Annotated in this window: 22 protein-coding genes; 9 read left to right on the top strand and 13 right to left on the bottom strand. The window is 61.5% G+C overall.

Translation table 11 applies throughout. The annotated features are described in order from the left end of the window. Window positions 1–8: 8 nt before the first annotated feature. The 5 genes from ACLI1M_RS10260 to ACLI1M_RS10240 all read right to left on the bottom strand — a co-directional run bounded on the left by ACLI1M_RS10260 (window position 9) and on the right by ACLI1M_RS10240 (window position 6,569). Entirely contained in the window at window positions 9–1,307 is a 1,299-nt protein-coding gene (locus ACLI1M_RS10260) for an aminopeptidase C (protein ID WP_411706556.1), read from the bottom strand. A gap of 51 nt (window positions 1,308–1,358) precedes the next feature. Beyond that, window positions 1,359–2,300, bottom strand: a complete 942-nt coding sequence (locus ACLI1M_RS10255; RefSeq protein ID WP_086588207.1) for an ArsA family ATPase — start codon at window positions 2,298–2,300, stop codon at window positions 1,359–1,361. Further along, the gene (locus ACLI1M_RS10250; protein WP_034655984.1) at window positions 2,291–2,548 is read right to left on the bottom strand and encodes a cory-CC-star protein; all 258 of its coding nucleotides are present in this window, start codon (window positions 2,546–2,548) and stop codon (window positions 2,291–2,293) included. The genes ACLI1M_RS10255 and ACLI1M_RS10250 overlap by 10 nt, the downstream gene beginning before the upstream one ends. Further along, entirely contained in the window at window positions 2,532–4,244 is a 1,713-nt protein-coding gene (locus tag ACLI1M_RS10245; RefSeq protein ID WP_408918576.1) for a carbon starvation protein A, read from the bottom strand. Before ACLI1M_RS10245 ends, ACLI1M_RS10250 begins: the two co-directional genes overlap by 17 nt. A gap of 222 nt (window positions 4,245–4,466) precedes the next feature. Next, entirely contained in the window at window positions 4,467–6,569 is a 2,103-nt protein-coding gene (locus ACLI1M_RS10240) for a PhoX family protein (RefSeq protein WP_086588205.1), read from the bottom strand. 190 nt (window positions 6,570–6,759) lie between these two features. Between ACLI1M_RS10240 and lysS the strand changes: the two genes are divergently transcribed. Next, window positions 6,760–8,337, top strand: coding sequence for a lysine--tRNA ligase (lysS, locus tag ACLI1M_RS10235; protein ID WP_086588204.1), 1,578 nt, complete (start codon window positions 6,760–6,762; stop codon window positions 8,335–8,337). Between the two features lie 62 nt (window positions 8,338–8,399). Here the strand turns inward: lysS and crtI are convergent, their stop codons facing one another. The 3 genes from crtI to ACLI1M_RS10220 are packed head-to-tail and all read right to left on the bottom strand — an operon-like array spanning window position 8,400 to window position 12,277. Further along, window positions 8,400–9,929 carry a phytoene desaturase family protein gene (gene crtI, locus ACLI1M_RS10230; protein WP_248100112.1) on the bottom strand — a complete coding sequence of 510 codons (1,530 nt, stop codon included), beginning with the start codon at window positions 9,927–9,929 and terminating at the stop codon, window positions 8,400–8,402. A gap of 10 nt (window positions 9,930–9,939) precedes the next feature. Next, a complete protein-coding gene (locus ACLI1M_RS10225) occupies window positions 9,940–10,815 on the bottom strand; it encodes a phytoene/squalene synthase family protein (protein ID WP_239205475.1) in 876 nt (291 codons plus the stop codon). 25 nt (window positions 10,816–10,840) lie between these two features. After that, window positions 10,841–12,277 carry a GuaB1 family IMP dehydrogenase-related protein gene (locus ACLI1M_RS10220; protein ID WP_411706555.1) on the bottom strand — a complete coding sequence of 479 codons (1,437 nt, stop codon included), beginning with the start codon at window positions 12,275–12,277 and terminating at the stop codon, window positions 10,841–10,843. 111 nt (window positions 12,278–12,388) lie between these two features. Between ACLI1M_RS10220 and ACLI1M_RS10215 the strand changes: the two genes are divergently transcribed. Then, window positions 12,389–13,810, top strand: a complete 1,422-nt coding sequence (locus tag ACLI1M_RS10215; RefSeq protein WP_317001510.1) for an MDR family MFS transporter — start codon at window positions 12,389–12,391, stop codon at window positions 13,808–13,810. Between the two features lie 66 nt (window positions 13,811–13,876). Here ACLI1M_RS10215 and ACLI1M_RS10210 read toward each other — a convergent pair whose 3' ends face one another. Next, window positions 13,877–15,085 carry a serine/threonine protein kinase gene (locus ACLI1M_RS10210; RefSeq protein WP_248100118.1) on the bottom strand — a complete coding sequence of 403 codons (1,209 nt, stop codon included), beginning with the start codon at window positions 15,083–15,085 and terminating at the stop codon, window positions 13,877–13,879. A 222-nt stretch (window positions 15,086–15,307) separates the two neighbouring features. On the opposite strand from ACLI1M_RS10210, the gene ACLI1M_RS10205 reads away from it, so the two are divergent. Continuing rightward, window positions 15,308–18,058 carry an ATP-dependent Clp protease ATP-binding subunit gene (locus ACLI1M_RS10205; protein ID WP_248100120.1) on the top strand — a complete coding sequence of 917 codons (2,751 nt, stop codon included), beginning with the start codon at window positions 15,308–15,310 and terminating at the stop codon, window positions 18,056–18,058. Window positions 18,059–18,147: 89 nt separating this feature from the next. On the opposite strand, the gene ACLI1M_RS10200 is transcribed toward ACLI1M_RS10205, so the two are convergent. Continuing rightward, window positions 18,148–19,359 carry a lipase family protein gene (locus tag ACLI1M_RS10200; RefSeq protein ID WP_248100122.1) on the bottom strand — a complete coding sequence of 404 codons (1,212 nt, stop codon included), beginning with the start codon at window positions 19,357–19,359 and terminating at the stop codon, window positions 18,148–18,150. A 58-nt stretch (window positions 19,360–19,417) separates the two neighbouring features. Between ACLI1M_RS10200 and ACLI1M_RS10195 the strand changes: the two genes are divergently transcribed. Next, window positions 19,418–19,588, top strand: coding sequence for a DUF4236 domain-containing protein (locus ACLI1M_RS10195; protein ID WP_080970400.1), 171 nt, complete (start codon window positions 19,418–19,420; stop codon window positions 19,586–19,588). A 56-nt stretch (window positions 19,589–19,644) separates the two neighbouring features. Here the strand turns inward: ACLI1M_RS10195 and ACLI1M_RS10190 are convergent, their stop codons facing one another. Further along, complete coding sequence (locus ACLI1M_RS10190) at window positions 19,645–20,505, bottom strand: A/G-specific adenine glycosylase (protein WP_248100124.1); 861 nt, start codon at window positions 20,503–20,505, stop codon at window positions 19,645–19,647. 35 nt (window positions 20,506–20,540) lie between these two features. Between ACLI1M_RS10190 and ACLI1M_RS10185 the strand changes: the two genes are divergently transcribed. After that, complete coding sequence (locus ACLI1M_RS10185; protein ID WP_248100126.1) at window positions 20,541–21,155, top strand: carbonic anhydrase; 615 nt, start codon at window positions 20,541–20,543, stop codon at window positions 21,153–21,155. A 63-nt stretch (window positions 21,156–21,218) separates the two neighbouring features. Further along, on the top strand, window positions 21,219–21,911 hold the full coding sequence (locus tag ACLI1M_RS10180) for a hypothetical protein (RefSeq protein ID WP_248100128.1): 693 nt from the start codon (window positions 21,219–21,221) through the stop codon (window positions 21,909–21,911). A gap of 3 nt (window positions 21,912–21,914) precedes the next feature. Here ACLI1M_RS10180 and radA read toward each other — a convergent pair whose 3' ends face one another. Both radA and ACLI1M_RS10170 read right to left on the bottom strand, forming a co-directional pair. Then, a complete protein-coding gene (gene radA / locus ACLI1M_RS10175; RefSeq protein WP_034655528.1) occupies window positions 21,915–23,276 on the bottom strand; it encodes a DNA repair protein RadA in 1,362 nt (453 codons plus the stop codon). Between the two features lie 73 nt (window positions 23,277–23,349). Further along, window positions 23,350–23,937, bottom strand: a complete 588-nt coding sequence (locus tag ACLI1M_RS10170; RefSeq protein ID WP_034655526.1) for a hypothetical protein — start codon at window positions 23,935–23,937, stop codon at window positions 23,350–23,352. Between the two features lie 191 nt (window positions 23,938–24,128). Here ACLI1M_RS10170 and ACLI1M_RS10165 point away from each other — a divergent pair, with 191 nt between their 5' ends. From ACLI1M_RS10165 to ispF, 3 genes are read left to right on the top strand one after another with little or no spacing between them, the layout of a single operon-like run. Further along, the gene (locus ACLI1M_RS10165; protein ID WP_005325718.1) at window positions 24,129–24,713 is read left to right on the top strand and encodes a CarD family transcriptional regulator; all 585 of its coding nucleotides are present in this window, start codon (window positions 24,129–24,131) and stop codon (window positions 24,711–24,713) included. After that, entirely contained in the window at window positions 24,685–25,434 is a 750-nt protein-coding gene (ispD, locus tag ACLI1M_RS10160) for a 2-C-methyl-D-erythritol 4-phosphate cytidylyltransferase (RefSeq protein ID WP_248100130.1), read from the top strand. The genes ACLI1M_RS10165 and ispD overlap by 29 nt, the downstream gene beginning before the upstream one ends. After that, entirely contained in the window at window positions 25,427–25,909 is a 483-nt protein-coding gene (gene ispF / locus ACLI1M_RS10155) for a 2-C-methyl-D-erythritol 2,4-cyclodiphosphate synthase (RefSeq protein WP_200288645.1), read from the top strand. Before ispD ends, ispF begins: the two co-directional genes overlap by 8 nt. Window positions 25,910–25,943: the final 34 nt, after the last annotated feature.

The raw sequence follows: 25,943 nt of genomic DNA, 5'->3' as shown, positions 1-25,943 counted from the left end.
GATTCTCCTTAGTTCATCCGGTCCCAGAGGGGAAGCTCAATCGGTTCGGTATCTAGCGCCTGAGAAAGCTCATCGCTCAGGTGCTCCTTGCGCACGGCGATGTGGAAGACGTTGTGGTCAAACCAGGCATCGGACATGGTGGCAAAACCCTTGCCCGGCACCTCCTCGCCGTCTTCTTTCCGCGGTGGCTTGGAGCCCCAAGAGTTCTCCACGCGCCAAGCTCGGTCCCCATCCACACCGGTGAGCGCCATCGCGTGGGTAGGTGCGGTCTCGCCGGAGGTAAAACGCTCCTCCTTAGTCATGGTGGAATCGATGCCGTAGAGGCCATCGGTATCCACCAGTCCCTCGTCCCATACGCCGTTGAGGAAAGAGAATTGACGGTTGACGTCGCAGCTAAACCACACCGGCTCGCCGGCGGCTAGGCTGCGCTTGGCGGTCTCCTTGAGCTCTTCCACGGTGACGTTTAAGTACTCTTGTGGCGCGCCACCCAGCACATTGCTTTCATCAGCGCTGCTAAATACGCGATGCTTGGGGTTGGTGGAACGGGGGTCATCAGCCAGCACCACGAACTCGTCGAGGTGGGGTAGGTATTTCTTGGCAAACTCGCGCGGGGTGGAGTGCAGGCGCACGAATTGCTCGTCCTTGGTGCGATACGCCCAGGTAAATTCCTCGGGCGGGGTGCCCAGGTGGATGGCCAGGATGCGGTGGAAATCTTTGCGTGCCTGAGCAAGGATGTCCTCGCGCGGGCCATCTAGCGCGGCGGCGCGACGCACCACCGTGGCGAGATCGCGGTTCATTTCCGCGGTATGTCCAGACGAGCGGACCTCCGGCATGACCTCGGCAGGTACCACGCCGTACTTGGCCACCAGGTTGCTAAAGAAGCACCACCAGCCGCCATCGGCCCCGGCGTGGTCGAGCACTGCGGCCACGGTGCGCTCATCCCAACCAGCGTCCTTTTTATCCAGCAGCTGGTTGAGAACCAGGTTGGCCCGCTCCAGCTTGTCAAAATACTGCAGGTAGGTGAAGGAAAACTCGAAATTATCTACGTTGAGTTCCTGAGCAGCGCGGTGGCGGAAGACGTTTAACGCGGCGAACATCCAGCAGCGGCCGGAGCGCTTTTGATCCGTTACCTCCAAGCTATCCAGCTTGACCTCGGTGGTGGGGTAGAGGGCCGTAATACGGTCGCGGTCTAGGGCCGCTTTCGCCGCCCCGACATTGGTGATGGCGTTGCGGGCGATGCGCAGCCCAGAATCGGCCGCGGCCTCCTCGCGCAAGTGGGATAGGTATTCGTTGGTGAGCAAAGTCATATTTCGGTTTTAGCAGACTAGAAATCCTGATGGGGCTGGTTGGGGGAAGAGCTAGAGAAATTCCGCCAGCTTTTCGACGGCCCCCGGAGTCCCCACTTCCTCTGGCAGCCACGGAACCTCGCGCACTGGGGTCTGTGGGAGCTCGGCGCGCAGAAGTGCGAGTGCCTCATCTTCGGCCGCGCGGCGGGCGGCGAGGAATTCTCCCTGATTGGCAGGGGTACGGCGGTTAACCAGCATGGACCCCACGTGCACACCATTTCCGGTGAGGTCCGCGTGGAACTCGGCTGACTCGAGTACGGGCAGGCGCTCGGCGTTAAGGACAATATGGAAGACCGTGCGCGGTGAAGTCAGCGCCGCGCGTAACTGGGAAAAGCGCTCGCGCCGCTGGAAAAGAGTGGCGCGAATTTCCTGATTGCGCCGGTCCACGGGGTCATTATCCGCGCTGTTTCCGGGCGACATTCCGCGTACTAGCGAGCCGAATTTATCGGATTTTTCGCGCCGGGAAAGTAAGCCATCGGTATAGGCGGCCATGATTTCTGGCAAGGCCATCAGCCGCGAGGTATGCCCGGATGGAGCGGTATCGAAGATGAGGTAATCGACGTCGGACTCTTGGCCGACGAGCGCCGCGATACGCTCCAATAGTGCTGCCTCCTGCGTGCCGGGCGATTGCCGGGCCAAGTCCAGATGCTTTGTGACCTCGCCGTGCAGATGCTCGGGCATGAAACGGCGCATTGCAGAACCCACCTGCGCAAGATGTTGTTCTGTGGCGCGCGCCGGGTCGATCTCGATGGCGGAGAGGGAAGGGGTGAGGGCCACGGGGGCATCGCCAAGCGCGGTGCCAAAGATGTGTCCCAGGTTGTGCGCTGGGTCCGTAGAGACCAAGCAGACGCGGTGATCACGGGACAGGCGCAGCGCGGTGGCGGTGGCCAAGGTGGTCTTGCCCACCCCGCCCTTGCCGCCAAAGAACATGATGGGGGCGGTCTCTAACAACATTGAATATTCTCCAGCGGGGATCTTTCCATTCCCATGCGCGTATGCCAGGCGTGGAAATCCTCATAGACCAACGGCAAAAGCTCCAGGGTGTAGTAACTGGCCGGGTTGGGAATGCCCAGAGCCTCCGAGGCCACCAGCATCATGAAGAGATCGTCTTCCTGCTGCTGAGCCCTGGCAAAACTGGCGCGGTACGGGGCCTGGTAGAACTCATTGAGACCAGCCCCGAAAGCCCTAAGCTTGTCGAGCATGTTCAGGCAGCGGGGCGTCAAGATCATCATCGGACCACTCCAGTGGGGCCTCCTTGCGGGCACGAGAGATGGCACCGGCGGCCTCCACAATGACCCAGATGGTGGCCACCACGATGATGGCGTCCATGCAGAACAGCAGCCAGTTCTGGCTAGTAAATAGCGACTTTAGCTGCAGGAGCGCGGCCCACAGGGACATGGCGGTAACAAAGATGAGTGGGATGACCACCGGCCACGTCGGCCGACGTAGGTGGGTGAGGATGACTACCACGATGGTCAAGGTGAGCCCTGCCATGAGCTGGTTGGTGGTGCCGAATAGCGGCCAGATGGTCATGCCGCCCGAGCCGTCCACGCCGGCGGAGAAGGTCAGCCCAAAGGCCAAGCCCACCGCAATGACGGTGGCGGCCAAAGCCTTGATGCGTACGCCTATGATTTCGCCGATTTCTTGGACCACCAAACGCTGCAGGCGCACGCCCGAGTCCATAGTGGTGGCCGCAAAAAGCACGGCCATGGTGGCCAAGATGGTGCCGGAAAGCGAGGTAGGAATACCCAAGCCCTCATTCATGAGCGCGCCGCCGCCTTGCACAAAGGCGTCTACGCCGCCAGCGTTCCACTCGGAGTAGATTTCTTCCCACTGCGCGGCGGTCTTGAAGCCGGCGGTAGTAGCGATGATGGTGCCCAGTGCGAGCAAGCCCTCGCCCACGGCGCCGAAGTAGCCCACAAAGCGCACGTCGGTTTCTTTATCCACCTGCTTGGAAGAGGTACCGGAGGCCACCACGCCGTGGAATCCGGAGACAGCGCCGCAGGCGATGGTGACAAAGAGCAGCGGAAAGATGCCCGGGGTGCCGTCTGGTACGTTATCGCGCAACGCTGGCGCCATAATCGAGGGCCGAGTGATAAGGAAAGACCCGTACAAGATGGCCAAACCTACGAAAAGCTGCAGGCCGTTGATGTAATCGCGTGGCTGCAGCAGCACCCATACCGGCAGCATCGAAGCGATGAAGGCGTAGATGAATAACAAGATGATCCACACGCCATTGGCGGGAATCCCCAGGACGGTATCTGGCAAGACCACGGGCACGCGGTCGCCGATAATCATCAGCGCGTAGAGCGCGACCACACCCACGATAGATACCAGCGGTAGGTTCCACTTCAGGCGGTAGATGGCCTGGCCAATAAGCAGTGCGACGGCGATGGCGCCCCACGTGGGAATGACGGCCGTGGGAGTGGATACCAACAGGTTGGAGATGACCACTGCGAAGGCAGTATTCACCATCAAAAGCAACAGGAAAATGACGATGAGGAAGAGGTTGCGCCCGCGCTTGCCGATATAGCGCCCAGACAAGGTACCAATGGATTGGCCCTTGTGGCGCTGGGAGGCCCACAGAGCGCCGAGATCGTGCAAACCTGCGAAGAATATGGTGCCGATGGTGACCCAGAGAAATGCCGGTACCCACCCCCAGATAACGGCTACGGCAGGACCGATAATCGGTGCTGCACCCGCTACGGAAGTGAAGTGGTGGCCCCACAAAACGTATTTATTGGTCGGGACATAATCCACGCCGTCTTCCATGGTGTGGGCCGGGGTGGAGTAATTCGGGGATAGCCGGAAAATTCTTCGCCCTAGGAACTTGGAGTAGAGCAGATAGCCGGCAACCATCATCGCGATACCGATGATGGCGAGGACAAGAGAGTTCATGGTGTGTGTCTCCTCATAGACGGGCAGGTGGCGTGCATCACACGTGCGAGTAGTATGCCATAACTCACATATGCATTTGCCTGTGGGGGAGACCGATGGGTGGATTTATATTTGAAGTGCGCCCGGAGACTTTTGGTTCAGTCGCCGTGGATAGACAAAAAGCGCGGCCCTTGCTCGAGCAGGAACAAGGGCCGCGCGGTGGGTACTTAAACCAGGTAGTGGTTACTTCTTATCGACGCCGATATTGCCGTCCTTCTTCCACACCACAACCACTGCCGGGCGTGGGGTGGACTTGCCACCGTCAGGCCAGTGAGAGGTCTGCTTTTCAAAGGTGGCGTCATCGGTTTCACCTGGGTGCTGGACGTTGACCATCACGCGCTCATCGGTGACGATGGGCCCGCAGGTCTCGGCACCTGCCGGAACGGTAAGGAAGCACTTCAGCTCACCGCGGGTATCGCCCTCGGTGGTCACCGCGTAGAGGCCATCGTTGGACTCCAGCGCGTTACCGTCGGTGGAGATCCACAGATTGCCGTGGCTATCAAAGGCCAGGTTATCCGGGCAGGAAATCGGGGACACCTTCTCCTTGTCAAAGCCACCGAAGTAGGTATTAGCCTCCTTCGGATCACCACAGACCAGGAAGAGGTTCCAGGTGAACTTCTCACCAGCGTGGTCATCTTCAATCTCCATGACCAGGCCGTTCTTGTTCTCCTTGACGGGAGCCCATTCCATCGGCTCTTCCTTGTTCTTCTTGGCGTCCTCGCCGGTAGCACCGCGGTACTTATTGTTGGTCAGGGCCACGTAGACCTTCTCCGAGTCTGGGTGGACCTGCATATCCTCAGGGCGATCCATCTTGGTGGCGCCCACCTTATCGGCTGCCTCGCGGGTATAAACCGCAACCTCTTCGGCGGACATGCCGTCAACGTGGGACTCGAACTTATTGTTTTCCGTATCGGAGGTCAGCAGCTTAATCCACTTGCCCTCGCCGTCGAAGGCACCGTCTTCGGGCAGCACGCCGGAGCCGTCAATCTCGTCGGCTGGGGAGTTGCCCTCTACCTTGGCTACGTACAAGGTGCCGTGGTCCAAGATGGTGAGGTTGTGCTCGATATCGCCCTCTTTGTACTTCTTGGTGGAGATGAACTTGTAGATGTACTCGAAGCGGGAGTCATCGCCGGCGTAGCACACCACGGTGCCATCGGAGGCGATGTGGATGTTGCCGGCCTCGTGCTTGAATCGGCCCAGAGCGGTGTGCTTGACCGGCGTGGACTTAGGATCTAGTGGGTTAATCTCTACGATCCAGCCGAAGCGGTTCGGCTCGTTCGGCTCTTTGGAGACGTCGAAGCGCTTATCAAAGCGCTCCCACTTGCGCTGGGACTCGCCATCTTCCATGCCGAAGCGCTCCAGCGACTCCTGCGCCTTCTTGTCATCCAGCTTGGCGTGTGCAAAGTACTGGTCAAAGTTCTCTTCGCCGGAGAGCATGGTGTTCCACGGGGTGATGCCACCGGAACAGTTATTCAAAGTGCCCTTGACCTTCTTGCCCGTCTTATCGGCAGAGGTCTTTACAAACTCGGAACCGGCAGCTGGGCCGACCAAGGTGAATTCGGTGGTGGCGGTAATGCGGCGGTTGAGTGGGCCAAACTCGCGCTTGAGCTCACCGGTGTTGCCAACCTTGGATACTTCCACGATGGAGTGACCGTGACCAGCCCAGCCAATCTTGGCCTGCTCCTCGGTCGGGTTATCCGCATCGTAGTTGGGGAACATCTGCGGCTCGGTGGTGTACTCGTGGGAGCAGACGTAGATAAGGCGGTTGTCATCGTCTGGGTGCTCGATAAGACCGGCAAAGTCATTGTTGAAGCCGAACTGCTTCTCAGCTGCCTCGGCGGTCTGATTCTTGTCATCGAATTCCGGTGCGTCCTTAAACAGCGGATCGCCCCAGGCAATGAGGACGGACTGCTCGTAGCCATTCGGGATGACTACTTCGTCCTTTTCATTCGGCTGTACTGGGTCGAACTTCATGCCCTCGGCGGAGGTGAGCTCGACGTTCGCCTCAGAGGTTTTGCCGCCCTTGCCCTCGGAAGAAGACGCCTCGTTGGAGGCATCATCCGGGTTGGAGCAGGCAGCCAGCGCGGCGCCGCCGCCGACGGTTACAACGGACAGGCTGCCCGCGCGCAGGGCGGTACGACGGGAGAACTGGTCGCCGAAGTACGGGTTATCGGACTTGTTCTCGCACTCTCCGAAGCACGCATTGCCACACTTGTAAGTGCAGGTCAGGCTGGAACGAGAGGATGCAAAGAGACTAGAGAGAAGATTGCGGCCCTTAAGCGCCATGGGTATTGCTCCAAAAATGTCGAAAAATATTGATTACATATGGGGACAGCCATATATAAAAGGTCATCTTCGTAACTGTGTGTTGACCCCGAGGTGACAGTGAAGTGAATTATGCGTAAATCCTTTCCCGGGAGAGGGTGGCGTGGGCTAAATCGCGTGCTGCGGTGGGGATCGACTACCCTTGGCTAACGTGAGCGAGCAGAAGAATAATGAAGTAAACGATGTCCCTGAGCAGCTGCGCATCCGCCGCGAAAAGCGCGATCGCCTGCTGGAATCCGGCGTAGAGGCCTACCCGGTAACCGTTGAGCGCACCATCTCTTTAAAGGATTTGCGCCATGATTTCCGCGTCGTGGCTGAAGGCGAAGAGCCTGGCAACGAAGAGGGCGTAACCTACCTGGCCCCTGGTGAGGAAACCGAGGTTACCCATGCCATTGCCGGTCGCCTTATTTTTATGCGCAATACCGGCAAGCTGTGCTTCGCCACCTTGCAGGATGGCGATGGCACCCAGGTGCAGGCCATGCTTTCTTTGGCTGAGGTAGGCAAGGAGCGCCTCGACGCCTGGAAGTCCGACGTCGACTTGGGCGATTTCATCTCCGTGCGCGGCCGCGTGATTTCTTCGCGCCGTGGCGAGCTGTCCATCATGGTCTCCGAATGGACCATGGCCGCTAAGTCCTTGCGTCCGTTGCCGGTGTCCTTCGCCGATATGGCTGAAGATACCCGCGTGCGCCAGCGCTATAACGACCTCATTATCCGCGAAGATGCCCGCAAGAACGCCATGATTCGCGTCAAGGTCATGCGCGCGCTGCGCAACTACCTGGAAAGCCAGGACTTTGTAGAAATCGAGACCCCGATGCTGCAGACCCTGCACGGTGGCGCAGCCGCTCGCCCGTTTATCACCCACTCCAATGCGCTGGATATTGACCTCTACCTGCGCATCGCTCCAGAGCTGTACTTGAAGCGTGCCGTCGTCGGCGGCATTGACCGCGTCTTCGAAATCAACCGCAACTTCCGCAATGAGGGCGTTGACCGCTCCCACTCGCCAGAGTTCGCCATGCTGGAGACCTACGCTGCGTGGGGCGATTACAACGATTGTGCCCGCATGACGCGCGAGTCCATCCAAGCTGTTGCCCGCGATGTCTTCGGCTCGACCACCGTCACCCTTGCCGATGGCACCGAGTTCGATTTCGGTGGCGAAGAATGGCCGGAAATCGAGATGTACCCGTCCCTGAACGAGGCCCTGCAGCGCAAGTTCCCGGGCCAGCCGGAGGTCACCATCGATACTGACGTCGAGACGCTCAAGGGCATTGCAGACGTCATTGGTCTCGACGTCCCTAAGGACGGCGGCTGGGGCCACGGCAAGCTGGTCGAGGAGATCTGGGAGGTCCTGTGCGAGGACCAGCTCGAAGGCCCTATCTTTGTCAAGAATTTCCCGGTTGAGACCTCCCCATTGACCCGCCAGCACCGTTCCGAGCCGGGCGTGACCGAAAAGTGGGACCTCTACGTGCGCGGTTTCGAGCTGGCAACCGGCTACTCCGAGCTCGTGGACCCGGTTATCCAGCGCGAGCGCTTCGAGGATCAGGCCCGCCTGGCCGCCGGTGGCGATGATGAGGCCATGGTGCTGGATGAGGACTTCCTCGCCGCTATGGAGCAGGGCATGCCGCCTACAGCCGGTACGGGCATGGGCATGGACCGCCTGCTGATGGCCTTGACTGGTCTGGGCATCCGCGAAACCGTGCTCTTCCCACTGGTTAAGCCAGAGCAGAAGTAGCCGCCCAGCGGCCAATCGCTAGCCGTCAGTCCGCGTGGCTGGCGGCTTTTGCCATGCCTGGGCTAGTGCGAAAGCGGCCGGGCGGAGGTATCGCCCCGCAGGCGCTTAATAATGTTCTCGGCCGAAATCAGGCACATTGGCACACCGACGCCTGGCACGGTGGTAGCCCCCGCATAGTAGAGGCCACCTACCTTGCGCGAGGCATTGCGTCCGCGCAAAAACGCCGACTGCCGCAGCGTGTGCGCCGGTCCGATGGAGCCGGCCGACCAGGCATGGTAGCGCTCGGCAAAATCGGCGGGGCCGAGCGTGCGCTTGACGACGACCCTCTCTCGCAAATCCGGCACCCCGGCCGTGGCCGCGATGCGGTTGAGGGCGGCGTCGGCAATCGCAGCCACGCGCTCGGACTCCTCAGCGTGATAGGCATTGCCAAACCCGGGCGCCTCCGCGGCCGGCACCGGCACCAGAATGAAGAGATTTTCGTGGCCCTCGGGGGCGACACTTGGGTCGGTGGCGGAGGTCTTGGACACGTAGATGGACTCGGAGGCCCCCAACGGCCGGGAGGGCTCTGGGCCGGAATAGACGGCGCGGAAATCCGGATCCCAGTCCTTGCTAAAGAGCAACGTATGGTGTGCCAGCTCGGGCAGCTTGCCCTTCACCCCGGCCAAGATGAGCACGGTACCCAGGCCCGGATTGCGCCGGCCCCAGTAACGCTCCGGGTAGGTGCGCAGCTGCGGCGGCAAAAGCTGGGTCTCGGTGTGGTGCAAGTCCGCCGCGGAGACCACGATATCGGCGTGGATGGCGCCTTTATTCGTGCGTACGCCCGTTACCTGCCGATTAGAGACTTTGATGGAGGTAACCTCCTCGCCCAAACGGAAGGTGGCGCCAAACTTCTTCGCTTGTCGGTAGATGGCCTGGACCACGGCGGCGAAACCACCTTGTGGGTAGCGCACTCCCTCCACCAGGTCGGTGTGGCTCATCAGGGAATATAGGGCCGGGGCGGCGGCCGGCTCGGAGGATAAAAAGACCGCCGGGTAACTCAGAATCTGGCGCAGGCGGGCATCAGCAAAGGTCCGGCCCACGTGCTGCTGCAGGTTTGCCGCAAGCAGCGCCACGAGGCGAGAAAGCCGGGCGCGAATATCGCGGTGCACCAAATTGAGCGGCGCGGAGAAGGTGGTGTAGAGGAAGTGCTCGAGTGCCATGTCATAGGTATCGCTGGCCTGCGCCAAGTACTGCCGGACCTTGTCTCCCGCGCCGGGTTCCAAGGACTCGAACAGCGCGGTGACTTCCTCGATACCGGAGTGCACGTCTACGGGCGCATCCCCATGAAAAACACGGTAGGCGGGGGAGAGGTCCACCAGATCTAGCTCCGCCTCGGTAGAGGTGCCGCACAGCGCAAAGAAATGATCGAAAGCCTCGGGCATGAGATACCAGGACGGGCCCGTATCCCAGCGAAAGCCGTCTTCTGCAAAGCTGCCGGCGCGGCCTCCCACCTCATCCAGCGAGTCCACCACGGTGACCTCGTATCCTTCGCGGCCGAGCAAGGCGGCGGTGGCGAGTCCAGCGATGCCGGCTCCGATGACGACGGCGTGCATGACGTTCTCCTTAATCTTCGGCTGGGTGTGGGGCGTGCTTGCTGTGGCCGCGGCGGCGCACTGCGCGGGCCGCTAACCAAGCCTTGGTGTGGTTGGGCACGGATACGCGCGTGGTGGCGAGGTCCGTAGCAGGGGTTGCGGCGAGGCGATTGGTCAGCTCGGCAAAGATATCCGCCGCCGCGCTCACACCAACCCGTGCGGAGGCAGGTAGCAAGTCGATGGTGAGCGCGGCGGTAGCAAGCTCCTGGCGGATCTCTGCGATGAGCGCGGACTTGGTGGCCTCATCAATCCGGCCGGATGGGGCCTGCTGAAAATAGGTGCGCCCCAAAGTAGAGCTATCCTCGCCCAAATCACGCAGGAAGTTTATCTTCTGGAATGCCGAACCTAGCGCGCGGGCGCCGCGTTCCATGGCAGTGCGGTCGGCGGGTGAAACGCTTTCCTCGGCTAGGAAAATCTGTAGGCACAAAAGCCCAATGACTTCCGCCGAGCCGTAGATATAGTCTTGCAGCTCGGCCGAAGAATACTCGCGTTGTTTAAGATCCGCGCGCATGGAGTGAAAGAAGGCAGCAAGGTACTCGCGGGGGAAGCCACAGCGACGCGCGGTTAAGGCATAAGCGTGGACCACGAGATCCGTGTGCAGTCGCTGCTGCGGTGCGGCCAGGATGGTTTTCTCGTAGGCATCCAATGCGGCGGCGGGGTCGGTGTGGGCTTGGGCAGCGGCGCCGTCGACAAGCTCATCGGCAATGCGCACCACCGCGTATAAGTGGCGGATATCGGCGCGCACCCGCCCGCGCAAGAGCCGCGTGGCCAGCGAGAAGCTGGTGGAGTAGCGCCCCATAACCTGTGCGGCCGCGCGGGAGGCCGCTTGGTCATAGCGAGTTAGCATATCTGTCAACGTAGCATGCAGCCTATTAACGGTTCGTGGCGCGCGGCTGCCCCTCCGCGAACCCGGCGGCGGACTGCACGCCCACAGTGGCGCGTTCGTGGAAGCTAGCCAAGGAATTGGCGCCGGCGTAAGTGCACGAGGAACGGACGCCAGAAATGATTCGGTCCACTAGATGCTCCACGCCGCCGTGCTCAGGGTCGAGGTAGATGCGCGAGGTAGAAATCCCCTCTTCGAACATCTCGCGACGGGCGCGCTCGAAGGCCTCCGTATCGGAGTTGCGGCCGCGCACTGCCCGGCGCGAAGCCATGCCAAAGGATTCCTTGTAAAAGGCGCCATCGGCGTCCTTGTGCAGGTCACCTGGGGATTCAAAGGTTCCGGCGAACCAGGAGCCGATCATGACATTGGAGGCACCGGCGGCCAGAGCAAGAGCGACATCGCGCGGGTCGCGCACGCCGCCATCGGCCCAGACGTGGGCGCCAACCTCGCGGGCTGCCGCAGCGCACTCCAGGACGGCCGAGAATTGCGGGCGGCCCACACCCGTTTGCATGCGGGTGGTGCACATCGCGCCTGGGCCCACGCCGACCTTGATGATGTCCGCGCCGGCGGCCACCAGTTCGCGCACGCCCTCCGCTGTGACGATATTGCCGGCAGCAATGGGAAGCCCCAAGTCCAGCGCTTTTACCTTGCGCAGCGCGCTGAGCATGCTGGCTTGGTGGCCGTGCGCGGTATCAATGACTAGAACGTCAGCACCGGCTTCCGCCAGCGCACGGGCGCGGCCTTCCACATCGCCGTTGATGCCTACGGCCGCACCAATGTGTAACCGGCCCTGCTTGTCGACGCCCGGCTTATACATCTTCGCCCTCACCGCCCCCTTCCTGGTGAGGATTCCGGCCAGGGTGCCATCCGGGTTGACCACCGGTGCCAACTTCCGCGAGGTTTTGCGCAGCTTGGTGAAGGCCTCCTGTGGGTCAATGCCCACCGGCAGCGTCACCAGATCCGTGGTCATCAATTGGCCGACGGCGGTGAAATTATCCTGCCCGCGCAGATCCTTCGGTGTGATAATGCCGATGGGCATGTCCCCGTCGACCACGATGGCCGCGCCATGAGCGCGCTTGTGCAAAAGGTTGCTGGTATAGCCCACGGTATGGTGCGGCTTCACGATAATGGGGGTGTCATAGACCAAGTCAGCCGCTTTCACGGAGGCGATGGTCTCTGCGGCCGCATCCAGGGATAGGTCCTGTGGCAGGATAGTGAGCCCGCCGCGGCGCGCGATGGTCTCGGCCATGCGGCGACCGGCCACGGCGGTCATATTGGCCACGATGAGCGGGATGGTATTGCCAGTGCCGTCCTCAGTGGTGAGATCCACCGACTGGCGCGAGCCCACCTCGGAGTGGCTGGGCACCATGAACACATCGGAATAGGTCAATTCGTACGGCGGGCGGGAATCCTGGAGAAAACGCACTGGGATGGCCTCTCTATATATTCGGGTGGCGCGGTCTGACCGCGCGGAGGAAGACATTAAAATTATACTCCCCGACTTTCCCCATATCGGCGGCCTCAGTATCCTATCTGGGTGTCTCAGAAACCAGATCCGCACATTTCCGCAGAGGTAAAAATCAACCTCACCATCCTCGTCCTTGGTGCGATGGTGATGATCCTGAACGAGACCGCCCTTTCGGTGGCATTGCCTGCCATCATGGCGGACTTTGACATCCCGGCTACCTCCGCCCAGTGGTTGCTTACCGGTTTCCTGCTCACCATGGGCGTGGTCATCCCGACCACCGGCTTTCTCATGGATAAATTCACCACCCGCCAGATCTTTCTCGCCTCCGCGGGTGTATTCCTTGCCGGTACAGTCTTTGCGGCACTCGCCCCAGCCTTCGGCATCTTGCTGGTGGGGCGCGTTTTCCAAGCGGCGGGTACTGCGTTGATGATCCCCACCTTGATGACGGTGGCGATGACCCTCGTCCCGCCGCAGCGTCGCGGCAGCGTCATGGGCATTATCTCCGTGGTCATTTCCGTGGCCCCGGCGCTCGGACCTACGGTGGGTGGTCTGGTTCTTAGCATGTTCACCTGGCACGTCATCTTCTGGACCATGGTTCCGCTGCTCGGCCTCATCGGCGTCGCCGGCTACCTCCGCCTAGTCAACGTGGGCGATAAACGCGATACCCCGCTGGATTTCCCCTCAGTTATTTTGTCCGTCCTTGCCTTTGGCGGGTTGGTATATGCCGTATCGTCCCTAGAAAATATTCTGGAGGGCGAAGGCCTCATAGACATCCTCGTCCTCGCCATAGGACTTGTGGCCTTGGCGCTTTTTACCCTCCGGCAAGTGCGCCTGGCTAAAGACAATCGCGCCCTGCTGGATATGCGACCATTTAAGGTTCCGAACTTCACCGTGGCGGTACTCGGCATGCTTTTGATGTTCGGGCTATTGCTTGGCGTGGTCAATGTCCTGCCCATCTACCTGCAGACCTCTTTGGCGGTAAGTTCCCTGGTCACCGGGCTCGTCGTCATGCCCGGCGGCTTGCTGCAAGGCGGCATCTCCCCGATGGTAGGCCGCCTCTATGATGTCCACGGGCCCCGTCCGCTGATGATTCCCGGTGCCCTTCTCCTTGCCGCGGGCACGTGGCTGATGACCCTGCTCACTGAGGACAGCGCTGTGTGGATGGTCATTGCTATGCACGTCCTATTCGCCCTCGGCATTGCGCTCATGATGACGCCACTGATGACGACGTCCCTGGCCTCCCTGCCGGATGAGCTCTACTCACACGGCTCCGCCATCCTTAATACTTTGCAGCAGCTGGCGGGCGCGGCCGGCACTGCCTTTTTGATGACGTTCCTTAGCCGTGGCACCAAGGCTGGCCTGGCACAAGGCATGAATGATGTTGCTGCCACCGCTCACGGTGCGCACTGGGCATTCCTTTTTGCAGGCGTGCTCTCGCTGGTGGTTATTGTGCTGGCCCCCTTCCTCAAGCGCGTGCCGTCGACGGAGTAGCCACTAGGACAGGCATAAGACCCGCACACGCTATGCGCGGCGGGCCGGAAACTCTGAGAGTGCGATTTAAGAGGCGCACAGCGGCAGGTTCAGCCGCTCGTTTTCAGCCTTATCGCCCCACACGAGGAACGCGGATTGGGTGCCTTCAACGGCCATGACGTAAGTAGGAACATCCGCGGTGGTCTCATAGCTTTGGATGGTGCACTGGTCATTGGAAAGCTCCACCGGCTCGGCGTCGGGAAGCATGGCATCGCGCTCTTCTATGCTGGGGTAGTAGGTCACGATATAGCTAAACCCATCGCCCACGCAGGAAATCTTGGCCTCCTGGCCAGACTCCGGCTCACGCGAGGAACACTTTGCCCCATCGAAGCCCTCCTGGCCGCTACGGGAGCTCACCAGGTTCGGGTACGCATCCGCCAGGTTTTGTTCTTTGTCATTCCAGCTGGGGTAGGACAAGAAGAACCACAGCGCCGCCGCGGCGGCAATCGCGGCCACCGCCAACACGCTAATCAACGCAATGAGACCGCCCTTGCCCTTCTTCTGCGGCGCTGGCGCCATGGGCTGCTGCCCCATGGGCTGGGCCATCGGCTGCTGCTGCGGCTGTTGTTGCGGCTGGGGCGGCGCGAATTGCTGCCGGGGGCGCGGTTCTGGGGCTTGCACGCGCGGGATCTGCGCGGTATCAAACTCTCGCTGCGGGCGCAGCTGAGCTACCACATCCTTGGCGCTGTCCGCCGTGCCGGTGGCCTTATAATCCGGGCACTTGCGTGCGACAAGTTGCTCGAATACCTCTACCGCATTGCCGTGCGCCTCGGCGGACGGGCCGACTGCGGTCAGCACCGAAAGGTGCCGGTGCTTGTCGACGCCCACCCGGGCCTCCCTCAGCCCATGGACCGCAAAGTCTGCCTGCTTGCGAGAGATCAAAAAGTCCACCGCACCGGCCAGGGGGCCGAAGATCTCCGCCGCGTCTGCGGGGCTGAGATTATTGGGTACTTGCGAAAGCTGGGTGCCGACAAACCCTTCGCGCACAATGAACTCTTGCCCGTCTGCGGTAGTGCCCGTGCCTACCAGCGGCGCGATAGCTGGGTGGTGCAATCCATGTAACGCGGTGGACTTTTCCACCATGCCGGTAATTCCTGGGGCGAAAATCTCCACGCTCAACGGTTGGTGCGTGGCTCCGTCTTCCACGGCGAAGAGCGTGGAGGAAGGAGCTTCCTCCACTACTGCCAATTCGTGCAGGTTGTGTTGGGTGTTAAAAAACTCAGGAAGTTGGGGCACGGTGGAGATTTCCTTAAACAGTGCAAAAGTGGGGCAGGGAACAATAAAACGATTCTAGATTACATGCACATGCCCCTGTTCGCTACCGGCGTACACCCGTGTGAGCTGCGAATATGGTGAATTCTGGCGGTGTTGCGGGCTTCTGGGGTCAAAACCGGAAATTATCGGTTGATTGCCGCGTTAGAGTGGGTACCACATTAGAAGCGAAAGTATAGGGGAATCATGTTCGAGAGGTTTACCGATCGTGCTCGCCGCGTCATCGTCCTGGCGCAGGAAGAAGCACGCATGCTTAACCACAATTACATCGGCACCGAGCACATTCTGCTCGGCCTTATCCATGAAGGCGAAGGCGTGGCCGCCAAGGCGCTGGAATCCATGGGTATCTCCCTGGAGGATGTTCGCCGAGAGGTCGAGGAAATCATCGGCCAGGGCAGCCAGCCGCACACCGGCCACATCCCCTTTACCCCACGCGCCAAGAAGGTCTTGGAGCTCTCGCTGCGTGAGGGCCTGCAGATGGGACACAAGTACATCGGTACTGAGTTCTTGCTGCTGGGGCTCATTCGCGAGGGTGACGGCGTCGCTGCCCAGGTGCTAACCAAGCTCGGCGCCGATCTGCCACGCGTACGCCAGCAGGTTATCCAGCTGCTATCCGGCTATGAAGGCGGCCAGCAAGAGGGTGGTTCCTCCAATGGTCAAGGCTCCGGTCCAGTCGGTGCAGGTGCTGGCGCCGGCGCTCGTGGCGGCTCCGGTGGTTCCGGTGAGCGTTCCAATTCCCTGGTGCTTGATCAATTCGGCCGCAACCTCACCCAGGCTGCCAAGGACGGCAAGCTTGATCCTGTCGTTGGCCGCGAGTCCGAGGTAGAGCGCATCATGCAAGTGCTCTCTCGCCGCACAAAGAATAATCCGGTCCTCATCGGTGAGCCGGGCGTTGGTAAGACCGCCGTGGTCGAGGGCTTGGCGCTCGACATCGTCAACGGCAAGGTCCCGGAAACCCTCAAGGACAAGCAGCTCTACTCGCTTGACCTAGGCTCCCTGGTGGCCGGCTCTCGTTACCGCGGTGACTTCGAGGAACGCCTGAAGAAGGTCCTCAAGGAGATTAACCAGCGCGGCGATATCATCTTGTTTATCGATGAGATCCACACCTTGGTCGGTGCTGGTGCTGCTGAAGGTGCTATCGATGCAGCTTCCTTGCTCAAGCCAAAGCTGGCCCGTGGCGAGCTGCAGACCATCGGTGCTACCACCTTGGATGAGTACCGCAAACACATCGAAAAGGACGCCGCCCTCGAGCGTCGTTTCCAGCCGGTTAAGGTAGACGAGCCTTCCCTGGATGACACCTTCTTGATTCTGAAGGGCCTGCGCGATAAGTACGAGGCTCACCACCGCGTGTCTTATACCGATGAGGCGCTGCACGCTGCAGCTTCCCTCTCGGATCGCTACATCAATGACCGCTTCTTGCCGGATAAGGCCGTCGACCTTCTCGATGAGGCTGGTGCCCGTATGCGCATCAAGCGCATGACCGCGCCAAAGGGCCTGCGCGAGGTCGATGACCGCATCGCTGAGGTCCGCAAGGAGAAGGAAGCGGCCATCGATGCCCAAGACTTCGAAAAGGCAGCTGGCTTGCGCGATAAGGAGCGCAAGCTGGGTGAGGAGCGCGCTGAGAAGGAAAAGCAGTGGCGTTCCGGTGACCTCGAGGAAATCGCCGAGGTTGGCGAGGACCAGATTGCAGAGGTGCTGGCACACTGGACCGGCATCCCTGTGCTGAAGCTGACAGAGAAGGAATCCAACCGTCTGCTCAACATGGAAGAAGAGCTGCACAAGCGCATCATTGGCCAGGACGAGGCGGTCAAGTCCGTCTCCCGCGCCATCCGCCGTACCCGTGCAGGCCTCAAGGATCCGCGCCGCCCGTCCGGCTCCTTCATCTTCGCTGGCCCGTCCGGTGTGGGTAAGACCGAGCTGTCGAAGTCCCTGGCTAACTTCCTCTTCGGTTCGGATGATGACCTCATCCAGATCGATATGGGCGAGTTCCACGACCGCTTCACCGCTTCTCGTCTCTTCGGTGCTCCTCCGGGATACGTTGGCTACGAAGAGGGCGGCCAGCTGACCGAGAAGGTTCGCCGCAAGCCATTCTCCGTCGTGCTTTTTGATGAGATTGAGAAGGCCCACAAGGAGATCTACAACACCTTGTTGCAGGTGCTAGAGGATGGCCGGCTTACCGACGGCCAGGGTCGCGTTGTTGACTTCAAGAACACCGTTCTCATCTTCACGTCGAACTTGGGTACCCAGGACATCTCGAAGCCGGTGGGCTTGGGCTTTACTGGCTCTTCCGAAAATGATGCGGATGCTCAGTACGATCGGATGAAGCAGAAGGTCAACGACGAGCTGAAGAAGCACTTCCGCCCGGAGTTCTTGAACCGTATCGATGACATCGTTGTCTTCCACCAGCTCACTCAGGAGCAGATTGTGGAAATGGTCGAGCTGCTCATCGGCCGCGTGGCCAAGCAGCTGGAGGAGCGCGATATGGGCATCGAGCTTACGGACAAGGCCAAGAACCTCCTGGCCAAGCGTGGCTTCGACCCGGTCTTGGGTGCTCGCCCGCTGCGTCGCACCATTCAGCGCGAGATTGAGGATCAGCTCTCCGAAAAGATCCTCTTCGGCGAAATCGGTGCCGGTGAAATCATCACCGTCGACGTCGAGGGCTGGGACGGCGAATCTAAGGACAATACGGGTGCGAAGTTCACCTTCAGCCCTCGTCCGAAGCCGCTGCCGGACGAGACTGAGGAGCCTCAGCTGGACGATACCGAGGTGCGCGACAACGACGCCGAGTCCACCGACTCCAGTGAGCCTGACACCATCACCCCAGATGTCCCAGGCGATGGCGGTTCCACCGCCGCCGGCACCGACCTAGAGTCTGGTTCTGACTCCGATGACGACGGCCATAACCCGCCGCCAGCAGGCGCCGGCCAGCCGATGTAAGCCGGAAATTAGATAAAACCACCCAACTTCTCGCTTTCTGCGAGGCTGGGTGGTTTTCGTTGCGTGCAGTTTTCTTATGCCCGGGCTCCTTAGCCAGCACAATTGGACGGCGCCGGTTTCCCGTCGAAGCGGTCAAAGAGGTACTTCAAGCCCACCGGGACGTTGATGTAGAGCGGTAAAGCGTGGTCGGCGCCTGCGCCTGGAATCGTGGCGGTGCCGGGCGCGGCCATGAAGTCCACGGTTCCACCCATCTGGCAATATGCCCCGGCGACTGCGCGGACCTGCTGGTGTGGAATGAGGTCATCATGGGGCGAGCTAGCGATCATCGCCGGGCCCTTCAGCGGGTGCTTGCCCTGGTTCTGCCGAAGCAAGGTTTCTTTGATAATGGGCTTGCGCTGTACTAGTTCAGACAGCGATTCCCCGGTGCGGGTGAGCTGGCGGGTGCTGCTAAAACCCCACATGAGGATGGAGTCACCCGTACAACTGGTGGCCGCCGAGCGCAAGAAGTCGATGCCGCGAGGATTGAGCTCTTCTAGTACTGCGTCGCGGAACTGGGGGTCGCGCTCGGCAAAGCCATTGATGGCGTATCCCAGCACGTGGACGATGGAAGAACCGTCGATAGCTTTCATTACCTTGGGTAGGTCAGCCGGCGGAGCGCCGGAGTAGGTGCCGACCACGTTCAGCTCAGGTGCATAAGAATCGGCAAATTCCGCCGCGGCAAGCGAGGCGCCGCCGCCCTGCGAGTAGCCTGCAAAGCCGATAGGGGTGTCCTCTGGAGCGTGGGCCAACTCCAATCCGGAGCGGGCGGCATCGAGCATGGCGTGCGCTTCCTCAATGTGATTGACATAGGTGTGGTGCCCTGGCATGCCTAAGCCGATGAGATCCGCGACGATCACCCGGGCACCATGGTGGAGCGCACCCATGTAAAAGCCGTATTCGTAGTTGGCATTGATGGTGGGGGAGCCGACCTTGCTGAGTCCCACTGAGCCTAGGCCCATGCCGGCGCGCGATGGTGCACACTGGTCTCCTGCGCCGCGAGTGCCGGGCGCAAAGATGATGGTGGGCCGCTCGCCTTTGCCGCGCCACGGTGTATTCGGCTCGTATAAGGTTGCCGAGGCCTGAATCGGTCGACCATCATCCGTAGTGGTGTCATACGTGAATACCTGCCCGCGGCCGACGCCATCGAGCACGTGCGGCGACGGCCGAGCCGAAGTTACCGCAGCCTGCGCTGCGGGTGGATTTAGCAGGGAACCGAGAATGAGTGAACAAACCGCTAGAAGTCTGATGCAAATCTTTTCCATATCCAAAACCTACTGTGCGGTAGGAACGGTGGAAGTGGAATTGCTAAAATATATGCCTATGGGACTTCAGTATCGTTCAAGGAAAAAGACCGGCAAGAATAGCTGGATCAACGTTTCCGGCTCCGGCGCGTCGATGTCTACCAAGGTAGGACCGGTCACATTCAATTCTCGCGGCGGCATGTGGGTGAATCTGCCCGGAGGTTTCAATTTCCGCGGCCGCTGGCGTTAAGCAGATCACACCCACAGGATCGCGACCTGCGGATATGGCCGGCCATTATTAGTCACCTAAATGGGTAGGTGGAATAGGCCGGCGTCGTTTTGTTCGGCGAGGCCGTCGGCAAGCAGCGAAGCCAACGCGCGGGAGCGCTGCGCCGCATCGGGCCAGACCACATCAATTTCGGACTGCGGAACCGGCCCGTCCGCTGCGCGCAGCACATCCAAAATCTTGCCGCGCACCTGCCGGTCTGTGCCTACAAACTTCTGCACCCGCTTTTTCGCCCGCGCCTGCTCCTCCGCACTCGGCTGGGGCCGGCCAGCCAGCTGCCATGCACAGCTCTCCCGCAGCGGGCACTGCTCGCAGGCGGGATTCTTCGCCGTGCACACCAGCGCGCCCAGCTCCATAAGCGCGGCTGAAAAGCGCGGCCCATTCTCGGCCGGCAAAAGCTCTGCCACGGCCGCCAGCTCCCGCTTCGAAGGCTGCGGCGCCAAGAATTTGCCATCCTCTGCCCGGGCATAAACCCGGCGCACATTGGTATCGACCACCGGCACGTTGACCCCGAAATGAAAACAGGCCACGGCGCGCGCGGTGTAATCCCCAATGCCAGGCAGGCGCAGCAATTCATCGACGTCCGCCGGTACCTCGCCTTCGCCGATGGCCGCGGCACATTCCCACAGGCGCAGCGCGCGGCGCGGGTAGCCCAGCTTGCCCCAGGCGCGCAGCACCTCCGCCCGAGTGGCCTGGGCAAAATCTGCCGGGGTGGGCCAGCGCCGCATCCAGTCCTCCCACACCGGAGCCACGCGGGCGACTGGGGTCTGCTGGCTCATGACCTCACTGAGCAGCACACCCCACGCGCTCGTGCCAGGCCGGCGCCAGGGCAGGTCTCGTTCATTGGCATCGAACCAGGAAAGAAGAGCTTGCGAATCCATCGTGGGAGATAGTCTAGGGCATTAGAATGTGGCCTATGCCTTTACGTAATGTTACCCACGAACCGCAGGCCGTATGGGAGGCCCTCAAGGCGGGAAATCAGCGTGTATTGGACGGCGAGACCGTCGACGTGCGCGAGATTTATAACCGCGAGGGCCTAACTCACGGCCAGGACCCTCGCGTGGTGGTTATTTCCTGTTCCGACTCCCGCGCCCCTATCGAGCACGTCTTCAATATCGGCTTCGGCGATGCCTTTGTCATCCGCACTGCCGGCCACATTCTTGACGACGCCGTCCTAGCCTCCCTCGACTACGCCCTTGCTGCCCTCAAACCCAACCTGCTGGTAGTCCTCGGCCATCAATCTTGCGGCGCGGTGGGCGCGGCTACCGGTTTCGTATCCGGCGGCGAGCTGCCCACCGGCCTGCAGCGCCCCATCATCGAGAAGGTTGCCGCCTCCGCACTGGTGGCGGGCCCAAATGCCACGACTGACGACGTCGAGCGGGAGCACACCCGCCAGACCGTCGCCCAGCTGGTTGCCAGCGTGCCCAACGTCCGCCGTCTGCTCGACGAGGGTGCCCTGGGCGTTATCGGCGCGCGCTACCTGCTGGAAGATTCCAGCGTGGAAACCCTGCAGACCTTCGGGGTGGACTAGCCCGCCTGACACGCGGCGCAGGCTTAGCGCACCGGCCCGTGCCCACCGCTTAAAATTGACAGCGTGACGCAGAAAAAGCCCCTACCAGAAGAGATTTACAAGCGCCGACGAGTAGCGGCGCTCATCATCGTACTCGTGCTGGTCGTGGTGCTGATCTGGGCGGCTGTGGCTGCCTTCGGGGGCAGCAGCGATGAGCCGGCCGATACCGCCGCACCCGCGCCTACGCCGGAGCAGACCTCATCTTCTGCTGCCCCAGAAACCTCCGCGACCTCCGCGGAGGCGTCGGCCGAGGGGGCGTCGGAAAGCGAGTCTGCCGAAAGCCAGCCCTCCAGCTCCGCGGCCGCGAGCTCCGAGGCAGCAAAGAAGACCTGCGACCTGGCAGACCTCCAGGTGCGCACCTCCATGTTGAACTACTCCGTGCCGGAGGGCGAACTGCCGAAGTTCTTCATGACGGTTACCAACCCCACGGCCGCAGACTGCAAGATTGATCTAGACAAGAACCTGCTGCGCTTCGAGGTCTACAAGATGGCCGATAACCAGCGCGTGTGGTCCGATACGGATTGCTATGCTTCCGTGCAGACCGGCTCGCAGACCTTCCCGGCCGGCAAGGACGTAAAATTCGAGGCCGAATGGTCTCGCCAAGCCTCCAAGCCGGGTGAATGCACCAATCGTCCCGCGGCTGAACCAGGAGCCTACTTCGCCCACACCATCATCGGCGATAACTCCTCCCCGCCGCAGGACTTCACGCTGCGCTAGGTGCTACCTCGCCACCGCAGCGATGGCCTGCCCTAGCGTCCCAGCTTGGTGGACGCGAATGCCGTCTACTGGCTCGATTTCCCCGCGTGGGACAATCGCGTTCTTATAACCCAGCCGCGCGGCCTCCATTAAGCGCCGCTCCACATTGGGCACTGGACGCAACTCGCCGGCCAGGCCCACCTCGCCAATGACAACCGTCTTGGCCGGCAGCGGTTGCTCGTGCAACGAGGACCACGTCGCCAACGCCACCGCCAAATCCGTCGCGGTTTCCGTAATGCGCATGCCGCCGACCGTGGCGACGTAGGCATCTTTATCATTGGTGCGCTGGCCGGCGCGGGCCTGGAGCACCGCGAGCACCATCGGCACGCGGTTGGAATCTAGCCCGGTAACCACCCGCCGCGGGTTTTTCGCCACCGGGTCCACCGTCAGCGCCTGCACCTCCGCCAGAATCGGCCGCACCCCGTCCATCGCGACCGTCACGGCCGAGCCATCCGGCGTAGAACCGCGGTGCGAGAGGAATAGCCCGGAGGGATCCGCTACCTCCCGAATGCCGCCGGAGGTCTGCTCGAAGCAGCCCACCTCGTCGGTGGCACCAAAGCGATTTTTGATGCCGCGCAGCATGCGCAGGCTGGATTGGCGGTCGCCCTCGAAGTTTAAGACGACGTCGACAAGGTGCTCCAGCACGCGTGGCCCGGCCACGTTGCCGTCCTTCGTGACGTGGCCGACCAGTAGCACCGGAATGCCCGTGGATTTCGCCAATGACGTCAGCGCGGCCGTTACCGCGCGCGATTGTGCCACGCCACCGGATACACCCTCCACACCTACGGCATGCATGGTCTGTACCGAATCGACGATGATGAGGCTAGGCTGCAGCTTATCGACGTGCCCGAAGACCCCATCCAAGTTGGACTCGGCCGCCAAATACAAAGTTTCCTGCAAGGCGCCGGTGCGCTCGGCGCGGGAGCGGACTTGGCCGGCGGATTCCTCGGCCGTCGCGTAGAGCACGGTGCGGCCGAGCTGTGCCCACCGCGAGGCTACTTCCAGCAGTAGCGTGGATTTGCCCACGCCGGGCTCGCCGGCCATAAGCACCACCGAGCCCGGCACGATGCCGCTTCCCAGCACGCGATCCAACTCGCCGATACCGGTGCGCACCGTCTTTGTTGCCTGCGCCCCAATCTTGGTAATCGGCTGTGCCGGACTCGACGGGGCTACGCCCTTGCTTGCCGACGCCCCTGGCACCGCCACCACCGGTGCCTTTTCCTCCAGCGTGCCCCACGCACCGCAGTCCGGGCATCGCCCGAGCCATTTGGGCGAGACGTAGCCGCATTCGGAACAGGTATGGATGGGGCGGGTTTTCTTGGCCATGGCTTCTAGCCTAAAACACACAGACGCTCCCAGCCCGAAACGGGCTGGGAGCGGGGCTGGAAAGTAGTGTGGCTTAGTTCTTCGGAGCCTCGGAGGTGTAGCCCTCGGAGGACTCGACGTCGCGGTCGAACTCGCCGGACTGCATCTGGGTGGCAGCGATGGTGGCGTTTACGTCGATGGAGCCATTGGAGAACTCGAAGGTAACCGGGCGGTCACCGGCGTAGCCGTAGTCATCATTCTTCAACTTGGTGGCGATGTACTGGACGGTTTCGGAATCCTGCTGGGGGTTAGCTTCCAGGTTCTTCTGAGAATCAGCGATGATGGACTCATCGCGGTGCAGCGGCTGTGGCTGCTTCATCTCAACGCGCTGGCCATCGACCTTCACGGACTCCAAGGAAATGACATCGGTGTCGTAGCCCTGGTTAATGGCGCTGAACTTCAGTGCAGCAGTGCCGTCCGGCTCTACCAGGATGGTGACATCGCGAACTGCAGCCTTATTATCTTCCGTGCTTGCAGAAGCGCCATCGACCGCAGCCACTTTTTCAGCGGTCTGGGTGACATGACCCGCCGAGCAAGAAGCCAACGCCAGAGCGGAGACGGCGGTAACGGAAATAATGGCACCGCGGCGGGCGGCGGACTTCAGGGACTGCACGTTGAGCATCCTCCATCAATTGCGATCACAGGGCTTGTCAACGCTTTAGCCTAGTCCCTTTCGCAATAAAGTACACAGTTGTCCCAAATCGGGCGGGTAGACCGTGGGGGTATACGGGGGTATCCGCAGTCGGGGCGGCCGTGCGTGATAAAATAGCGGCCTTAGTCAACCGGGATAAATCGGGAACACAAGGAGTGGCAATGGAGTATAAGGTCGGCGAGGTCGTCGTCTACCCGCACCACGGTGCGGCCGTCATCGAGGATATCGAGACCCGCGAAATGGGCGGCGAGACGCTCGAATACCTGGTGCTGCACATCAACCAGTCCGACCTGGTCGTCCGCGTGCCCATCAAGAACGCCGATAATGTCGGCGTGCGCGACGTCGTGGGCAAGGAAGGCCTAGAAAAGGTCTTTTCCGTGCTGCGTGACGAGGACGTCGAAGAGGCCGGCAACTGGTCTCGCCGTTATAAGGCTAACCAGGAGCGCCTGGCTTCCGGCGATATCAATAAGGTCGCCGAGGTCGTGCGTGACCTGTGGCGCCGCGACCAGGATCGCGGCCTTTCGGCCGGCGAGAAGCGCATGCTCGGCAAGGCCCGCACCATCCTGGTAGGTGAGCTCGCACTGGCCAAGCCGGTCGATGAGAAGAAGGCCGACACCATGATGGAAGAAATCGATGCCACCATCGAGCGCCACCGCGCCGCCGGATTGGTAGATGATAAGTCCATCACCACCGATATCGACAACGACATCGATCTCGATGACCTCTCCTTCGACGACGAAGACTAAACCGCGCGTCATCGCGCTCATCGCGGCCGCAGGCCAGGGAACTCGCCTCGGCGCCGAGGTGCCCAAAGCTTATGTCGAGCTGCGCGGCCGCACCCTCTTGGAACGCTCCGTGCGAGCATTGCTGGCCTCCGGGGTAGTCGATGAAATTATCGTCCTGGTCAGCCCGGACATGGAGGCTGAGGCCGCGCGTATTATCGGCCGCATCGACGCCGTTGGTGCTACTGACGCTGCAAGCGCCGCCCCGATTCGCCTCGTTCACGGTGGCAGCGAGCGCGCCGATTCCGTGTGGGCCGGCCTGCAAGCAATCCCGGACGAGGATGCCGTGGTGCTCATCCACGATGCGGCCCGTGCGTTGACGCCGCCGGCGATGGTGCGGGGCGTCGCCAAGCGGGTGGCGGAAGGCGCTCCCGCGGCCGTGCCGGTGGTTCCGGTGGCCGATACCATCAAGGAAGTCGCGGATGAGGCCGTGTTGAGCACCCCCGATCGCTCCCGCCTGCGCGCAGTGCAAACCCCGCAGGCCTTCCGCCTGTCCGCGCTGCGCCAGGCCAACCTCGATTATTGGGCCCAGCAGCCCGAATTTACCGCCACGGATGACGCCAGCCTCATGGAATGGCACGGCGAGCGCGTGGCAACCGTGCCGGGCGATACCCTGGCTTTCAAGATCACCACGCCCATCGATCTCACCCTGGCCCACGCCCTGACCGAGGAGACCCATGACTAATCCGATTATCCCGCGCGTTGGAATTGCCACCGACGCCCACCAAATCGAGGCCGGCAAGGATTGCTGGATCGCCGGCCTGCTCTTCGAAAGCGTTGACGGGTGCGAGGGCCACTCCGATGGGGATGTTGTAGCGCACGCGCTTGTCGACGCCCTTTTATCCGCCTCCCACCTCGGTGACCTCGGCTCCTTCGTGGGCGTCGGCCGCCCCGAATACGATGGCGTTTCCGGCGCGAAGTTGCTGCGCGAATGCCGCCAGCTCCTCGAATCTGAGGGCTTTATCATCGGCAACGCCGCCGCCCAGCTCATCGGCCAGACCCCCAAGATGGGTCCGCGCCGCGAAGAGGCCGAGGCCGTACTGAGCGAAATCCTTGGTGCCCCCGTGTCCGTATCTGCTACCACGACGGACCACCTGGGGTTCACCGGCCGTAAGGAGGGGCGTGCGGCGGTTGCTACGGCCGTCGTCTGGCGCGCCTAGCCCACCGCACTAACCCCGCGCACGCGTCAATTAG

It is taken from the genome of Corynebacterium sp. LaCa54, from assembly GCF_046717495.1.
GTDB classification, from domain to species: domain Bacteria; phylum Actinomycetota; class Actinomycetes; order Mycobacteriales; family Mycobacteriaceae; genus Corynebacterium; species Corynebacterium kefirresidentii.
Note: the sequence above shows the minus strand (reverse complement) of the source record. Positions and strands in the feature narration are given on the sequence as shown.

Excerpts from the sequence above, each read along its gene's own strand:
- ACLI1M_RS10260 (WP_411706556.1), bottom strand. The coding sequence starts at position 1,307 with ATGACTTTGCTCACCAACGAATACCTATCCCACTTGCGCGAGGAGGCC.
- ACLI1M_RS10255 (WP_086588207.1), bottom strand. The coding sequence starts at position 2,300 with ATGTTGTTAGAGACCGCCCCCATCATGTTCTTTGGCGGCAAGGGCGGG.
- ACLI1M_RS10250 (WP_034655984.1), bottom strand. The coding sequence starts at position 2,548 with ATGCTCGACAAGCTTAGGGCTTTCGGGGCTGGTCTCAATGAGTTCTAC.
- ACLI1M_RS10245 (WP_408918576.1), bottom strand. The coding sequence starts at position 4,244 with ATGAACTCTCTTGTCCTCGCCATCATCGGTATCGCGATGATGGTTGCC.
- ACLI1M_RS10240 (WP_086588205.1), bottom strand. The coding sequence starts at position 6,569 with ATGGCGCTTAAGGGCCGCAATCTTCTCTCTAGTCTCTTTGCATCCTCT.
- crtI (WP_248100112.1), bottom strand. The coding sequence starts at position 9,929 with ATGCACGCCGTCGTCATCGGAGCCGGCATCGCTGGACTCGCCACCGCC.
- ACLI1M_RS10225 (WP_239205475.1), bottom strand. The coding sequence starts at position 10,815 with ATGCTAACTCGCTATGACCAAGCGGCCTCCCGCGCGGCCGCACAGGTT.
- ACLI1M_RS10205 (WP_248100120.1), top strand. The coding sequence starts at position 15,308 with ATGTTCGAGAGGTTTACCGATCGTGCTCGCCGCGTCATCGTCCTGGCG.
- ACLI1M_RS10200 (WP_248100122.1), bottom strand. The coding sequence starts at position 19,359 with ATGGAAAAGATTTGCATCAGACTTCTAGCGGTTTGTTCACTCATTCTC.
- ACLI1M_RS10195 (WP_080970400.1), top strand. The coding sequence starts at position 19,418 with ATGGGACTTCAGTATCGTTCAAGGAAAAAGACCGGCAAGAATAGCTGG.
- ACLI1M_RS10190 (WP_248100124.1), bottom strand. The coding sequence starts at position 20,505 with ATGGATTCGCAAGCTCTTCTTTCCTGGTTCGATGCCAATGAACGAGAC.
- ACLI1M_RS10185 (WP_248100126.1), top strand. The coding sequence starts at position 20,541 with ATGCCTTTACGTAATGTTACCCACGAACCGCAGGCCGTATGGGAGGCC.
- radA (WP_034655528.1), bottom strand. The coding sequence starts at position 23,276 with ATGGCCAAGAAAACCCGCCCCATCCATACCTGTTCCGAATGCGGCTAC.
- ACLI1M_RS10170 (WP_034655526.1), bottom strand. The coding sequence starts at position 23,937 with ATGCTCAACGTGCAGTCCCTGAAGTCCGCCGCCCGCCGCGGTGCCATT.
- ACLI1M_RS10165 (WP_005325718.1), top strand. The coding sequence starts at position 24,129 with ATGGAGTATAAGGTCGGCGAGGTCGTCGTCTACCCGCACCACGGTGCG.
- ispD (WP_248100130.1), top strand. The coding sequence starts at position 24,685 with ATGACCTCTCCTTCGACGACGAAGACTAAACCGCGCGTCATCGCGCTC.
- ispF (WP_200288645.1), top strand. The coding sequence starts at position 25,427 with ATGACTAATCCGATTATCCCGCGCGTTGGAATTGCCACCGACGCCCAC.